At 60.7% G+C, this 16,175-nt stretch carries 9 protein-coding genes; all 9 read right to left on the bottom strand.

Annotated elements, in window-relative coordinates; translation table 11 throughout:
• Positions 1 to 2,274 carry a helix-turn-helix transcriptional regulator gene (locus HRQ63_RS22225; protein ID WP_172247353.1) on the bottom strand — a complete coding sequence of 758 codons (2,274 nt, stop codon included), beginning with the start codon at positions 2,272 to 2,274 and terminating at the stop codon, positions 1 to 3.
• 147 nt (positions 2,275 to 2,421) lie between these two features.
• On the bottom strand, positions 2,422 to 6,783 hold the full coding sequence (locus HRQ63_RS22220; RefSeq protein WP_172247352.1) for an Ig-like domain-containing protein: 4,362 nt from the start codon (positions 6,781 to 6,783) through the stop codon (positions 2,422 to 2,424).
• Between the two features lie 98 nt (positions 6,784 to 6,881).
• A complete protein-coding gene (locus tag HRQ63_RS22215) occupies positions 6,882 to 8,822 on the bottom strand; it encodes a hypothetical protein (RefSeq protein WP_172247351.1) in 1,941 nt (646 codons plus the stop codon).
• Positions 8,823 to 8,846: 24 nt separating this feature from the next.
• Positions 8,847 to 10,526: an extracellular solute-binding protein gene (locus tag HRQ63_RS22210; RefSeq protein WP_172247350.1), complete on the bottom strand. Its 1,680-nt coding sequence runs from the start codon at positions 10,524 to 10,526 to the stop codon at positions 8,847 to 8,849.
• Positions 10,527 to 10,599: 73 nt separating this feature from the next.
• Complete coding sequence (locus tag HRQ63_RS22205) at positions 10,600 to 11,475, bottom strand: carbohydrate ABC transporter permease (RefSeq protein WP_172247349.1); 876 nt, start codon at positions 11,473 to 11,475, stop codon at positions 10,600 to 10,602.
• 28 nt (positions 11,476 to 11,503) lie between these two features.
• A complete protein-coding gene (locus HRQ63_RS22200; RefSeq protein ID WP_172247348.1) occupies positions 11,504 to 12,469 on the bottom strand; it encodes an ABC transporter permease in 966 nt (321 codons plus the stop codon).
• A 209-nt stretch (positions 12,470 to 12,678) separates the two neighbouring features.
• On the bottom strand, positions 12,679 to 13,821 hold the full coding sequence (locus tag HRQ63_RS22195; protein WP_172247347.1) for a GDSL-type esterase/lipase family protein: 1,143 nt from the start codon (positions 13,819 to 13,821) through the stop codon (positions 12,679 to 12,681).
• Complete coding sequence (gene bglB / locus HRQ63_RS22190) at positions 13,814 to 14,935, bottom strand: beta-galactosidase BglB (RefSeq protein ID WP_172247346.1); 1,122 nt, start codon at positions 14,933 to 14,935, stop codon at positions 13,814 to 13,816. Before bglB ends, HRQ63_RS22195 begins: the two co-directional genes overlap by 8 nt.
• 243 nt (positions 14,936 to 15,178) lie before the next feature.
• A complete protein-coding gene (locus HRQ63_RS22185) occupies positions 15,179 to 15,952 on the bottom strand; it encodes a DeoR/GlpR family DNA-binding transcription regulator (RefSeq protein WP_172247345.1) in 774 nt (257 codons plus the stop codon).
• Positions 15,953 to 16,175: the final 223 nt, after the last annotated feature.

Here is a 16,175-nt window from a genome sequence, read left to right as displayed (position 1 = left end):
TCAACCTTCGCGTTTGCGTGCCGCGCTTTCGGTTTGCCGTTCTTTGCGGTATTCGCCCGGCGTTGCGCCTTCGAGCTTTTTGAACACGCGGATGAACGACATCGGATACAGATAGCCGATTTTTTCCGCGATATCTTGCACCGATTCGTCACTCTCGACCAACAGACGTTTGGCTTCTTCCATCCGCAGCCGGGCGAGGTAATCGACGAACTTTTCGCCGAGCTCTTCCTTGAAAATCCGGCTGATCGTTTTGGCGTTCCCGTCGAATGCTTCGCTGATCTGCGTCAGCGAAAAATCGGGATCGCCGTAATGCTCCGCCACGTATTCCCGCATCCGGTTCGCCAGGCCGTAATGCTCGCGGTTCATCCGGTTTTCTTTTAGACGCCCTTCCGCTTCGCGCAGCGAGTCTAACAGCGGGCCCTTCAATTCGCCAATCCATTCGAAATCCGCCGTCGAAGACGGAATGCCGCGCAGACCGCAGGTCGTCCAAATCTCCTGCATCGGCTGCGGCAGCTCCTGCATTTCCCGCCCGAATTGCGCTTGCAGCAGGCGAAGCAGGCGCACCACGTCTTCTTTGGAACAAGCGTCCGCCGACATCAGCGCGAAAAAACGCTCGACCAGTCCTTCCCATTCGCCGCTGCCGAGCCGGAACGCCAGCGCCGCTTCGCGCACCGTCTGCACGAGCTCGTCCATGCCTCCTCCGGCCGTTCCTTCTCCCGCGCGGCCGAACACGTACGCCGCACCCGGTCCTTCCGCCACTTTGCGGTCCAGCGCGGCCAAAGCTTTGCGGTACGAAGCGGAAATGCCCGTCAAATCCTCCGACATGCCGCCGAAGCCGAACGTCGCGGTGAATTTGGCGTTCTGCTTCAACCAGCCGCCCGCCTGCCGCGCCATCGCCGCAAAGCGCGTCGGATCGGCGTAACGCTCCGCGCCGGGACGCCCGCGGTAAAGCAGTCCCAATCTGTCCGGCCCGATCCATTCCGTCCACAGCGGCTCGCCGCATTCGTCTGCGATCTCCTGAATGACGCTGCGCAGCATGAATTTGAACAGCGCCAGATCGCGCGGCGTATGCTCCGCCGACAGCGAAGCGTAAGCGTCGATCTCGGCGACGCCGACCAGGCTGCCCTCGAATTCGCCGGCCATCCCGAGACTCGACGCTTCGCGGTCCCATTCTTCCGGCGGCCGTTCGCGGCTGCCTTCCAGCAATTCCTTGAACACGTACGCGCGGCGGTAAGGCAGTCCTTCCGCCTGCTGCCGTTCATAATCGTTGGCCTGCTCGATCAGCTTTTCCAACGACCGTTCGATGAACGCGAACTCGTCGTCGCTGCGCCCCGGCGTCGAGATGCCGCGCTCCCGATGCTGCTCCGCCAAGGCGGCGATCCGGTTCATGACCTGGCCGAGCGGCCGGTAATGGCGGTGGCTGATATACGTCATGGCGGCGATGCCTCCGACGATCGCGGCGAAGCCGAGCAGCGTCCATAGACCGGAGAACGCCGACAGCAGCGAAAACGCCCCGACTCCCGCCAACCGGATCTCCACGTTCCAGCCGGTATACGGAGAAACGAGCGAGATTTTTTCGCGACCGCCTTCGTCCGAACAGCTTTGCCGCGAACCTCCGATGATGCCGCCGGCTTCGTCTTTGATGCAAACGTCGGCGTTTTCGCGGCTCATCTCCCCGATCATCGACTGGATCGATTCTTTGCGCACGTTGACGACGATCAGTCCCTGCTCCCCGGAAAAGTAAGGGACCTGCTTGCTGAGCGACACGACGGCTCTCGGATCGCGGTCGCCCGGGAACAACCGCATCTGCCGCAGCCCGCTCCACGCCGGAGCCGTCGGTTCGGCCAAGCTTTTTTCGATAAAAGCCTGGTCTCCGAACGACGGCAGCGACGATGAGAACGACTGCATCAGCACTTTGCCGTCGGCTCGGCGGTACACGTAAACGGAGTCGATCATGGGCAGGGGAGACATGAAATCGAGCAGCGCTTCGGTGACTCCGTAATCGCGGTAAGGCGTGGACGATTCGGATTCCTGGAAAAAAGCGCCGACCCGATCGTTCAGCAGCAATCCTTTGATCGTCGGCGTTTCGATGCCGCGCAGCGACGTGTCCACCACCTGGACCACGTTTTGCGCGTAAATTTCGTTGGCCCGAAGCGTCTGTTTGCGCACCGTTTCGCCCAGCGTCATAAAAAACACGATCACCAAGCACGATACGACCGCGAACAGGATCGGCAGATACGACAAAATCAACCGGTACAGCCACTTTTTATGCATGTTCTCCCTCCTTCCGAAAAGCCGTTTGTTCAGGTTCAAGCCGGACGCCGTTTGATCCGGATTTCTTTTCCTCGCCCCGCTCCCTGCGCGTTCGCCGACGAAGCGGCGCAGGGAAATCCCGCTGCGCCGCTCGCCGGACTTTTGAGTTTATTGCGACAATTCGGTGATCCGCTGACGGGAAATGAAGCCCAGATGCCCCGCGTCGCCGATCGCTTCCGTCGACGTATCCAGATAGTTGAACACTTCCTGACCGTCCGACTTGAGAATGATGCGGACGCCGCCGCTTTCTCGGAACAGCCCCGTTTCGATCTCGTGCTTCTGTCCGAACGTCAGCATGGTGTTCGGAACGCCGAAGCCCGCCGGACCCGGAACGTCGGGATTTTGGCTGACCGTGCCGTACAGAATGGTGCGTTTGCCTTTATTGAAACGGTGCAGCTCGATCTTGTCGTGGTTCATGATCGCCAGGTACATCGTGCCGAGGTTGTAATTTTGCGAGATGTCCTGGCTGCCCAGCATCATCGCGTACCAATTGGCCGAATCCGCCGCGTCGTCGATCTTCAGGTCGAACAGCAGCTTTTCGTTCTGGAATTTGCGCTCCGCGTATGCCATGTATCCGGCCGGGGCGCGCAGCGCGAGAACGCCGTTTTCCAGCTCGCTCAATCCGTTCGACGGCGTGTTGACGTACCAGCCTGCCGGATCTTCGATCGCCGATTGCAGCGATACCGGATCGGCGCTTTGCGCGTTCCAGACGCGGATTTCGTAATCGGCGGCGATCGGATTGCCTTCCGGGTCGTCGCCCGTCAGCGTGAGGGTCGCCGTTCCGACGGCATGCGCGGTCAGCTTGCCCGAAGCGTCCACGGTGAAGATCGAATCGTCCGAACCGTCGTACGTCACCGAACCGGCCGTTTCCCGGTCGCCGAACATGGTCAAACCGTACGGTTCAAGTTGAAGCGACGAGCCGTCGCGCACGTTCGCGATACGACCCGGCTGACCTTTCAGCTCGATTCCGACCCACTCGTCGCCTACCTGGACCTCGACGTCCAGCAGCCTTAGCACGCTTCCTTCGAGGATTTGAATCCGGACGGTCGCCGTGCCTTGCGCGATGCCCGTCACCTCGCCTTGCGCGTCCACGGTCGCGACCGAAGGATCGAGGCTGCGGTAACGGATTTCTGCGTTGATGCCGCTTAGCGCCTCGCCTTTGCCGCCGCGCTTGATCGGCGTCAACGTCGCGCTGTCGCCCGGATCAAGTTCTAGGGCGTCGGCGTTCCAACGTCCGATTTCTTGATCGTTCAACGAAGCGTAAGCGTTTTCCAAGCCCGCTTCGGCGATGATCGCCTGCGCGGCCTGCGGCCAGTTCGCGTCCGGAACGACCGTATTGTTCTGGAACACCACGCCTGTGCCGTTGTTGGTGTACGTGCTCGTCGTCGTGTAGTTGTTCACGTAGTCCACGTCGTGGATCGACGGCACGTACGCCATCGCCCAGCGCATCGGGGACGTCCACGGCGGCGAGTCTTTCAGGTCGATCACGTTGCCGTCGAATTTCCAGTACGCCGAGCCTTCGTCGGTATACAGCGCGGCGTTGGCGTCGAGCTGGTTGCGGATATAATTGCCGCGCACCAGATTTTTGTCGGCCGTGGTCGCTCCGGTCGTGCCCAGCGTGTAAATCGCGCCGCCGTCGCGCAGTCCCATGCCCATCAGGTCGTAGATCAGGTTGCTTTCGATCTTGACGTTTTGCGTGACCGGATCGAAGTCTTTGGCCCAGCCGTATCCCATATGCACGCCGCTGTAAGGCAGATTGTACATTTCGTTGTGGCTGATCTCCATATCGAGCGGATAACCGGCCGACACCGCCGCCGCCGATTTGTAATCGACGCCGATATCGTGGATCACATTGTTGAGGACATCGTCGTTTTTCATGCTCAGCCGATGATCGTCGGGATTGAACACGCTGCGGTCCGACGAATTCGGCTGGCCGACGTTGACTGCCCCGCCCGACAGGTCGTAAAAGCGGTTGCCTTCGATCAGGCTGTTTTGCACGCCGTTTTGCAGCCGCAGCCCGGTGATGCCGAGCTTGGCGAACGTGGATCCGGCGAAGTTGACCGTGTTCGCCAGCTCCACCTCGACCGCGGCCGGCGTCAGCTCGTCCGGCGTGCCTTTGTAACGCAGATGGTTATTTTGCGCGTCGGAGTGTCCGGCGTCGGTGCTCGGACGCATCCAGGTCGTATACATGAACGCCACGTTTTCGAAATTCAGGTTGCGGACCGGCAGGTCGGCGGATTGTCCCTTCACCGTCACGAGCTGTTCCAGTTCCGGCGCGATCACCTCCGCCGCACTCAGGTCTTCCCCCTGACGCGGCATGTAGTACATCGCGTTCGCTTCGCGGTCGTGATACCACTCGCCCGGTTGGTCGAGCAGTTCCAACGCGTTCTCGTAGTAGACCGGAAGCGTGGCCGACGTCTGACCGCGGTCTTTGACGTTCGTCCAGCCGGGATCGCGCAGGGTGAAGTTAGCGAGGCCGTTCGACTGCGCGACCGACTGCACCCGGACCCGCGAATGGGTCCAGACGTCTTCAAACACGAATTCCAGCTCGTCCGCGTCGCTCCACGACGCGATCTGCGTATCTCGCGACGTATAACCGGCATCCGTCTTGTTCGGACGATCCACGCCTTCGCTGCGCGCCCGAACCGCCCGCACGCCGTTCACGAACAGTTGGCGCGTTTCCAATCCGGCGGCCGTATCCGCGCGGTAGATGCCGCTGCCCGGCTGCGTTTCCGTCCAGCCGGAAATTTCGCGGCCGCCGCTGATGACGGTTTCTTCGCCGCCCGCGCCGCGGTATATCACGAAATGCCCGCCGCTGCCGGAATCTTCCGGCGTAAAGCTCAGCGTGTTTTCCAGCGTATACGTGCCCGCCCCGAGATTGACCACGATATCGCCCGTCATGCCGTTGTTGAGCGACCGCACTTCCTGCTGAGCGCGTTCGATCGTCGCGAACGGCGACGCCTGACTGCCGTCGCCGCCGTCGCTGCCCTCCGGCGAGACGAACAGATACGTCATGACCGTGCGGGCGGTCACCGTGACGGAGACCGTTCCTTCGGCCGTACCGTTCGCCGAAGCGGCCGTGATCGTCGCCTGTCCGGGCGACACGCCCGTCACTTCGCCGTAACGGTCGACGGTCGCGACCGCTGCGTTCGACGAAGTCCAGGAAAGCTCGGCTTCCGTCGTGTCTTCCGGCTGGATCGTCGCGGCCGTCAGTACGCGGGAGCCGACCGGAACCGGTCCGTCAAGCGGTTCGATCACGATGCCGGTCGCCGGAATATCGGCAACGACCACCGTCGTTTGCGCAGCCGGGACGTCTTCGTCCGGCTGCGCGGAAATGACCGTCGTTCCGGGCGCGATACCCGTCACCCGGCCGTTGGCGTCGACCGTCGCGACCGACGCGTCGCCGGTCGAAAACGTCGCGTTGCGGTCCGTGGTACCGGCGGGCGAGAAATTCAGCGCCAGGTCGAGCGTCCGGCCCGTCGCCAGATCGTATTGGCTTTGGGCGAAAGCTGCGGCTTCGGCCGCCGCGTAATCGGCCGCTTCGAAATCGTCGAAGCTGACCGAGCCTGCGTTTTCGCGGTACACCCCGAGGTAAAAGCTCGCCATCGGACCGGCGATCTTCATCGGCTCCTTGGTCAGTAGGCGGCGGCCGTCGACTTCCAGATCGAACGTGTTCGCCGTGCTGTTCATGGCAAGCCGCACGTCGTACCACGTGCCGGCCGTTACCGGCATCAGCTTGGTCCAGCCGGAAACGCCCTGCTTCATGTAGCTGATCTCCCCGCCGTAAACGGCGAATTGGACCATCGAGCCGGCTTGTCCCGCGGCGGCGGGCGTCGGCAGATACACGACGGCGTTCGTCTGATCGACGCTGAAACTGTAAGACAGCGAGCTTCGACTCGTCGAGATCGCCGCGCTGCGCCGGAAGTTATGGCCGCTCGCGACCGGAGCGGCCTGCTCAATCCGCAGCACCTTGCCTCCGCGTTCGGCCAACTGCGCGATCTTGGCCGTCACGCCCGCGGGCGGCGTGCCGATCGTCCAACCGGCAGGCGGCGAACCGACGGTACCGGCTTCGAAATCGTCGGCGACCACGGCGGCCGACGATAAAGCGGAAAGCGAGGACGGCTTTTCCGCAATCGATCCGGAAGCCTCTGCGTCGGCCGGGATCTCCGCTTCTTCGTCCGGCGACGGGGATTCGTTTTCGGCAGCCGGAGCGTCAGGCTTCTGACCGGACGGCAGCGGTTCTTCGGAAGGCGTCCCGTTTGCCGGGACCGAAGGCGTATTGCCCGGCAAAACGTCTTCGGTTGAAGACGGAGCCGGAAGAGATTGTTGCTCCGGTACGCCCGAATCGGCGGACGACGATGCGCCGCCCGCAGCCGCGTTCGCGTTTCCGCTTCCTCCCCACGTCGCTCCTGCCGTTAACACCGCAATGATAACGCATACATTTAACCGTTTCCAGACTTTTCCGTCCATGATTCATCTCCTTGCCGCGCACAGGCGGGATTGAATGGCAGAATGAGGCAAACGTCTTCGTTCTTGATTCGGTCGGACAAGAATGAACCGGCAGTCGTTTAAGTAACTTTCGGCCGGTGCGGGTCCAGCTCCAGACGCACCTGCTCGCGCCCGTTTTCCAACAGCCTAACGCACCGGATCCGTTCGTGCGGCTCCCGCGGTACTTCGCGGTCGTCCAGCACGGCATCTTCGATGACGATCCTCGACAACCGATCGCGGATCGCGCCTTCGTCGTTCGCATCGTCCAGGCATATCACGGCCCAGCCGGCTTGCAGCCGGGGGGTTAGCAGCAGGCCCGGTTCCCCGACATGCAGGATCTGGCGCAGCTTCAGCCGCGCTTCGTCGCGCTCGGCGATCAACACGCCGGGGCGATGCTTCAGTTCCTTCAGCGAAACCCCGCCGCTTTCCCCGTCGCCGCGCGTGCCGATCTTTCGGACTTCGTCCATCTTTGCGTCCGGATAGGCTCCGGCGGCTTCCGGACTTAAGCCGAACGTCAGGCTTTGCAGCGGCGATATCGCGATCGCCGCCCCGGCGTAACGCAGCACATGCCATCGCCGACCGTCCACGCCCGGCAGCTCCGCCGCTTCGCCCGCGAAGCCGGGCACGACCCATTCGTCGGCGATCTCCGCCGCCGGCTGCCGCACGTTGTCCAGTACCCTCAGCGCGAGCAGCGCATGTTCCCTCTGCGCGGCGAACGTCCGCACCCCGGGATACGGGGAATCCCTGAACAGCGCCGGCATCAGGTAAGCCGTTTTGTAACTTTCCGCCGGATGCGTGCGGACCGTCTCCCCGTCGTCGACCGACCAGCGGGCGTACGATACCTGCCCGCCTTCGGCGGCCGCCGACAACGGAAAGCTTTGCCAGCCGAGCCCCCATGCCTCGTGCTGGTAGCTTCCCGGAATGACGGGAAAACGATTCAGGCTGCCCAGCCGAGTCCGGCGGCCGATCCAGCTGTAAGCGAATGCGTCGTCGAAAACACGTTCTTCGCGGATGCGGGGAACGCCGGCGGACATTGCGCGTCCGGCTTGCCCGTTTTTCCGGTCCTCTCCGTCATGCCTGCCTTGCGGACTCCGCGCTTCGCCCTCGAACGCCGAATCGAACAGCAGCAGCGTCGACAGATCATTGACGTGAAACGAAGCTTCCGAAGAAAGGTTCGTACCCGTCACCCCCGCGATCATCCAGGCCAAGCTCGGCCGCCGCAACTCGCCGCCGAAATTGTAGCTGCGGATCGTAGGCACCAATTCCGTGCCGTCGTGGAACCGCAGGATGTCGAGCAGCGACCGCCGCTGCCGCGCCAGCCGCTCCGCCAGCTTCGGCCGAACGCCGCGCAGCAGCGGCTCCGCGATCTCCAAAGCGTTCAGCATGACCCCTTGATACACCAGGCTCAGGTTTTCCCCCCAGCCCCACCCCCGGCGCGACGTGTACGATTCCCAGCGGTCGAAATAATCAGCGGCGCTGTCCAGGCGCTCGGCGTCGCCGAGCAGATGCGAGATCGCGAGCAGCATCGCGCCGTCGCTCATCGTTTTGTTGGGATAGAACAACTCCGGTTCGCGGCATTCGCGCTCGAACCAGAATGCCGCCCGGCGCAGCATCCCGTCCATGATCGCGGCATGCTCGGCCGGAACGGCTTCCGGCGCTTTGAGCCGAAGCGACACCAACGGCATCAGGATAAAAAAGGCCGCATTCGAATCCTGCACTTCGCGTTCTTCCGCGTACCAGCGGAACGCGCCGTACCGATCGTCCGCCGAATTCCGGATCTGAAGCTCCGCCAGCGCTTGCAGCGTCCGAGCCCCCTCGCCGGGTTCGGAAACATCTAGCAGCCGGCCCAGCGCGTAATAACCGGCCGATACCCGTCCTTCGTGACAATGCTTCAGATGCGCGACTTGGCGCGTATGGCCCGGCCGATCGTAGCGGATCAGCCCGTTCTCGATCACGATGCCTTCCGACGCCTCGGCGTACATCCGGCTCATGACGTCGGTCGTCCATGTTCGGGTTTTCAACACGTTCCCTCCTTTTCGCGCCGCTTATTCCTCCTGCTTCATCTGCTTGCCCATCTCGTAGATGTCTTCCATTAAGATGGCGTCGTCTTTGTTCTCGACGTACCATTTCGCGTAAAATTCGTCGACCTGGGCGCCGCCCGCTTTGTCCCATACGTTTTTCGCGTCCCCGATAAACTTGTCGACCGCCGCTTCGCCGCCTCCGCCGACGATGGTCTGCATCGCCATGTCGAGAATCGTTTTGTTCGCGTTTGTATTGATCGTCGTCAGGTTTTGCGGCAGCAGCGGCAGGTACGCGCGCTGGGTGATGCCGACCATCGGTCGGGAAGGGTCCATGTACGCTTCCACCGCTTCGTCGTAGATTTTGATGTAATCCTGCTCGGCCGGCGTCGGATCGACTTTATTTTTGAGGCCGTAATTTTTGCCCAGCAGCGGGGTGAGCATGCTCATGTCGCGGTTGTATTCGAGCTCCGTTTTGTTTTTCTCGGGATCGATCGCTTTGGCGCGTCCGTCTTCGGTTTTTTCGTAATGCACGCCTTCGATGCCGTTTTGGATCGTTTCCGTATACTTCTCGCCGACCATGAAGTCGATCATTTTCATGACCGATTCCGGGTCTTTGGCCGAAGCGTTCACCATGCCCGTCATCTGCACGGGGCTGCTGAGCGTCGGGCTGTAGCTGCCGAATTCCGTCGTCGGAAGCGCCATCGCGATCACTTCGGCGTCCGGCACGTTTTGCTTGAGGGCTTCGTACGAACCGACGTCCGCGCCGTTGCTGCCGGTGATGCCGAGTTTGCCGGAGGTCCACATCTGCTTTTGCTTTTCTCCGTTTTTGTCGGTCACGAAATCTTTGTCGACCGCGCCCGCGTCGTACAGCTTCTGCTGGAACGCGATCGAAGCCCGGATCCGGTCCCAATCGTGCACCACCTGACCGTTCTCCAGAACCCACGGAATCTGGTCTTCGCCGAACAGCGTGAAGCCCGTGCCGTACATGTTATTCAAAATGATGCCGGCCACGAAGCTGAGTCCCGTGCCTTCCGTATTGTTTTGGCCGTCGCCGTCCGGGTCTTTTTGAGTGAACGCTTCGGCGACGGCGAGGAACTCTTCCGGCGTTTTCGGCACGTCCAGGCCCAGCTTGTCCAGCCAATCTTTGCGAATTAGCAGATAATGATGCGGCGTCAGCGCCATCGCGCGGCCGACCAGATACGTTTTGCCGTCTTCCATCATGCCCGCTTTTTGCAGCGCCGGATATTTCTCCAGCATCACTTTGTATTCGGTGCTGTGTTGCGCGATCAGGTCGTCCAGCGGCATCAGTTGTTTTTGATTGTAAAGCTGGCCCTGATAAGCGGTATCGTATTCGAAAATCAGGTCGGGCGCTTGGCGCGAAGCGAACAGTACGTTGAACTTTTGCAGCGATTCGAAGCGCGGCACGCTGACGTACTTCACGTCGACGGGTCCGTTTTCGTTCACCCACTTCGTCCACCGGTTGTTGTCCATCGTTCCTTCGGACGAAGGCACCGTGCCGCGGTCGTACAACGAAACGGTGATCGAGCCGCGCTTGTCGGCCGACGCGCCGCCTTCGCCTTCGGCGTTTGTCGATCCCCCGCTGCAGCCAGCGGCGGCGAGGGCGAACGTCACGGTCAGGGCGGCGTATACGGCCTGTTTGGCTTTGCGTGCGGAAACGGCGGCGGACAGTCTTTTTCTCGTCATGCGGGATAACCCCTTTCGGAATATGAATATGCGTAAGATCGAAAACGATCGGGTTTGCTTCTTTTGCTGCTTGTCAGCCTTTGATCGCGCCCAGCGTCACCCCTTTCACGAAATATTTTTGCAGCAGCGGATAGACGACCAGCATCGGCAGGATCATGACCATGATGCCCGCGGCTTTGATCCCTTCCGGAGTGATATTGCTGACCTGCTGGGTATCCATCGCGTTGATCTCTTGAAGCACCGACTGGCTGCGCACCATCTGCTGGATCAGCACGGTGAGATTGAGCTTTTCGGGACTGTTGATATAGATCATCACGTTGAAAAACGAGTTCCAGTAATACACCGCGTAAAAAAGTCCGATCGTGGCGAGCACCGGCAGCGACAACGGCAGCACGATGCGCAGCAGAAGCCGCCATTCGCCGGAACCGTCGATGCGCGCGGCTTCGACCAGTTCCTCGGGGATATTTTCGAAAAAGGAGCGCATGATCAGCATGTTGTAAGTACTGACGAGCGCGGGCAGCCACAGCGAGCCGTAATTGTTGACCAGCCCGAGCGAGCTGACCACGAGATACGTCGGGATCAGGCCGCCCGTGAACAGCATGGTGAACACGATCGCGAGCGAGATCCAGCGGCGTCCGTAAAATTCGCGGCGGGCCAGCGGGTAAGCAGCGCAGATCGTCACGATCATGCTCAGCGCCACGCCGACGACGGTAATCAGCATGCTGTTGCCCAGCGAGCGCAAAATGGGCGTTCCTTCGAACAGCAACTGGTACGACTCGAACGTGATTTCCTGCGGCCATAACGAGACGAAGCCCGACAGGACGGCGTTTTTGCCGCTCAGCGACAGCGACGCCAGATGCAGCAGCGGCAGCAGGCACAAGATACCGGCCAGCGTCAACAACACATAATTGAACAGGTAAAACGTGCGTTCTCCTTTTGTGGATCGCATAAGAATTTCTCCTTCCGGGGATGGCGTTTCACCAGAGTCCTTTGCCGAAACGGCGGGCGACGGCGTTGGTCAGCAGCACGAGCACGAACGCCACCAGCGATTCGAACAGTCCGAGCGCCGCCGTCAGGCTGAACTGCCCGCCCTGCAGCCCGATCGCGTAAATGTAAGTACTGATGACTTCGGAAATGCCGGACACGATCGAATTCTGAAGCACGTACACTTGGTCGAATCCGACCTCCATGACCCGGCCCATCGCCAGAATCAGCATGATGACGATCGTCGGCGCGATACCGGGAAGCGTGATATGGCGGATCTGCTTCCACTTTCCCGCTCCGTCCATCGATGCCGCTTCGTACAGGCTCGGATCGATCGAAGTGAGCGCGGCCAGATAGATGATCGCGCTGAAGCCGGCGTCTTTCCAGATGCCCGATCCGAGGAAAATGGCGACCCACGAACCTTCGTTGAACAAAAAAGCGAACGGCTGCCCGGTCAGCCGCTCCAGCATCGCGTTGACGAGGCCGGATTGGGCGAAGATCGTGACCACGAGCCCGCCGACGATGACCCAGGAGAAAAAGTGCGGCAGATAAACGAGCGTTTGCACCGTTTTTTGGAACCATTTGCGCCGCACTTCGTTCAGCATGATCGCGAGCATGATCGGGAAAGGAAATCCGATCACGACGCTCAGCACGCTCAGCAGCAGCGTATTGCGGATGATTTGCAGCGACTGCGCTTGGGTGAACAACATTTGAAAATTGTCGAACCCGACCCATTGGCTGCCCCAGACGCCTTCGTAAAACGTATAGTTTTTGAAGGCGATCACGAGCCCGGCCATAGGGGCGTACTTGAAAACGAGATAAAACGCGACGACCGGCAAAAACATGAGCCACAGCGGCCTATTGGTTTTGAAGCGTTGGGTGTGCCAGAAGCGTCGTTCTCCGCCCGAAGACGCTGTCCGCTCTCCCAGCCGGACGTTTTTCGCGGGATTGGCTTTCATATCGAGACCTCCTTTTGCGGTGGGCGAAACAGATTCGAAACGTGTTTCCCGCTTCGAAGTAAGCGTTATCATTTTGACATGAACGAAGCGTCGCAAGACTGTTTATGCCTGCTACGATACCCCGCCCTGGCGCCTTCGGCAATATTCATTTTTCGTGTTTATCAGACAAAAACCGCGCCGTTATGCGGTTCGTGCTATTCCGAAGCTTCCTATCGGACGAAATTCGGACCGAGAATCCCGCACATCAAGTTAGCCAGATTCGCGCCCATGACCGAATGACCGTCGTCGGACGGATGCACCAGATCGCAGGACAAGCCGCCCGGATCGTCCAAAATTCGATCGCCTTCGAACAGATGCAGCAGCGCGCCGCGATCCATGCGCCGCGTCTCCTGACGCAAAATCTCGTTGAACCTCAGATCCTGCTCGCCCGCTTGCGGCGACTCGCCGCCCAGCACGGCGAAGTTCGGATAGATCGTCGTCAGAAAAATAGGCTTGTCGGGATGGCGGTCGACGATCCGCTCCAACGCGTAACGAACCCGGCTTCGGAATTCGCCGACGTCCGTGCCGTCTCTCATATTGACGCCCAACTCCAGAAAAAGGATGTGCCAATCGCTGCGCGCCGCGATTTCGTCGATCATCTCGCGCTCGCACAGGCACGAGCCGCTCATGCCGAGGTTGTGCAGGTCCAGCCCCAGCCGCCGCGCCGCCTGCCCGATATACGCCGAGCGGCTTTGTTCGCCGCCGTGCGTGATCGAAGAGCCGTAGGCGAGCAGCGTCGCCGCCGGCACCTCGCCCGGCTTCGGCGGCCGCACCGCTTCGCCGAAAGCGTTCAGGCCGTAGTACACGGCCTCGCCGCGGGCGAAGCGGACGCGCCAGACGTCGGGCGCGAACCCCGACGCCGACAGCCTGGCCGGGTCGGCGCCGTTCAGCCGGGGCGGCGCGGCCAGACGCAGCACGGCGACGTGCCCGGCCTTCAGCCGGTGCTCGGAATGGAACATTCCGCCGCGGTACACGGCGACGTCGCCGTCCTGCGCGGGCAGGGCCAGCGTCACGTCCGCGTTCGGCGAAGACGTGACGAAACGCAGCTCGCAGCCGGTGGACTCGGCCGCAATCAAGCGCCCGCGCGCTCCCAGCCGCGCGCGGACCGAAGCGGGAACGCGGCGGATGTAGAGGCCGCCCGCGGGCGCGGGCTCCAGCTCGGCCGCGCCGTGGAAAGCGGCGCCGTCCCGCACCAGCGCGTAGGGAAGCGGGAGCGGATCGGGGCGGCTTTCGGAGCCCGCGGGATTCTGCGGCGTGCCGGCCGCGCCCGCTCCGGCGCGCGCGTTCGGCCGGTCTTGCGCTTGATTATCCATCCGTACGTTCTCCTTCCGTGCGGCCCGCGTTCGGATATTCCGCTTCCGCGCCGTGCTTGACGGCTTCGACCAGCAGCAGCAGCGCCATCGACTGTCCGTACGGCATCGGGCAGACCGGAATATCGCGATATTCCCGAAGGCTCCGCCCCATGCCGGTTCCGTACGATACCCCTTGCACGATCCCCTCTTCGTCGATTTGCGACAGCACGTAATTCAGCGCCCGCAGCGCGGCATCGCGATGGTTCGCGTCCAAATATCCCCGTCGGCACGCTTTGAGCATGCCGTAAGCGAACGCGGCGGTCGCGGACGTCTCAAGGTACGAATCGGTTTCGTCCAACAGCGTGTGCCATGCGCCTTCCGGCGATTGCAGCTCCAGCAGCTTGTCCGCCTGGCGGCGCAGCGACGAAAGCAGGAACAAACGCACGCCGTCCGCCTGCTCGGCCATGTCCAAGTAATCGACGAGTCCCGCCGTGTACCAAGAGTTGCCGCGCGCCCACAGCGCCCGCGCGAAATGATGACCGCCTTCGAGAAACGTCCAGCCGTGGAAAAACAGCCCCGTCGCCGGGTCCGTCAAATACTTCAGATGCACGAGAAACTGACGCACGCTTTCCTGCATGCAGCTTTCGTCGTTAAGCAGCACGCCCATTTTCGCCACGAACAGCACGGTCATGTAGAGCGTATCGTCCCAGAGCTGGCCTTCGTTGGCGCTGCCGCTCACTTCGTGCTGAATGCCGCCTTCTTGCGTTCTCGGCATGTCTTGCAGCGCGTAATCCAGCCATTCCCGGCACAATTCCCGATAATCCGGACGTCCCGTTTCTTCCGCCAGGTACGCAAGCGTCAGCATCGGACACATCGTGTTGACGTTTTTGGCCGGAAGCCCTTCCCGTATTCTCGCGTCGAACCAATCCGTCAAAAAGTTCAGCAGCGCCGGATCGCCGGTTTCCCGGTAATGCCCGTACAGCGCGAACAGTCCCACCCCCTGCGGCCATTCCCAGTTTTCCATCGAGATGATGCCGATCGGAGCGGTTTCTTCAAGCGACCCCCGCATATGTTTCATTTGCTCGACGACGCGTCGTATCGTTTGTTCCAAATGCGCATAAGTAAGCGTTATCATCGAAAGCTCCTTTCTTTTCGGTTTGCGGTTTTCCCTGCGAGTGTAGCCGGAAAGAAGGAAGAACGTAAATAGACAAGAATCCTGCTTATGCGAAAACGTCTCCCGCGGCCCGCATACCGCCGAGCTTTGCGCCCGTTTTCGCCGATACGGGCACAGCAAAACGGGCGCCGATTCCCCTTTCGGAGAACATCGGCGCCCGACGCGCACAAACCGTTTGTTTGATGTCTTTAACGGAACTTATGTTCAAAGGTTGTTTTCCCCGCATACCAACGTCACCCCGCGCCTGCGCAAAAAACCTACCCACTCCTCCGCTGGCTGACGGTCCGTCACCACGAAATCGATCTCGCCGAAGTCGAACAGCCGGATAAAAGCCAGCCGGTCGAACTTCGAATGGTCGGCGAGCAATATCGTTTTGTTCGCCTGACGGCGCATCAGCAGCTTGAGTTCGCTCTCCGCTTCGTTCGAATCGCAAATGCCTCCGTGCATGGATAACGCCTTGCAGCCGAGCAGCGCCACATCGGCGTTATAACGCTCGATCGTACGCGAAGCGTCCGGCCCGACAAACGAGCTGGTCGACGCCCCCAGCGTCCCTCCCGTACCGATCAGACGATGGCCGGATTGCTGGAATGCGGACAACGCAACGAGGGAGTTCGTGATCAGCGTCAGATTCTCGCGGCGTTCGGTCGACATCCGCAGCGTCTCGAAAGCCGTCGAACTCGTATCGGCCATGATGCTGTCCCCGTCATGAATCAAATCGAGCGCGTAGCCGGCGATGATCCGTTTGGCTTCCAAATTGAGATCGTGCCGGCTCGCGTAGGAAGGGTCGCGATTGGTCGGAGCGCTCAGCACCGCGCCGCCGTAATTTTTCTGCGCCACGCCTTCTTTTTCCAACTTGTCCAGATCGCGCCGCACCGTCTCTTCGGATACGCCGAACTCCTGCGCCAACGCCGATACCTGAACCTTTTTGTTCCGATACAGCTCGTTGATGATCGATTCCCGCCGCTGCTGCGCTCTCATTTTGCATCCGCTCCTAAGGAATAATTGGTTTTACCGTATCACGAAAACCAAGAAACCACAATTATCTAACGTTTCAAAAGAAATAAATCAACAAAACCACAATTAAAACACTATAAAATGTGGTTTATTTGTTGACTTTGATATTGAGTGCTTTTAATATGAAGAGGAAAATAAAAACAGCGGCCGTTTGCTTTTCTGCCTGCACTATTGTGTTGCGATGTTT

The sequence above is a fragment of the Saccharibacillus endophyticus genome (assembly GCF_013185185.1).
GTDB lineage: Bacteria > Bacillota > Bacilli > Paenibacillales > Paenibacillaceae > Saccharibacillus > Saccharibacillus endophyticus.
The sequence above is the reverse complement of the archived record's forward strand: the minus strand, read 5'-3'. Positions and strand labels throughout refer to the sequence as shown.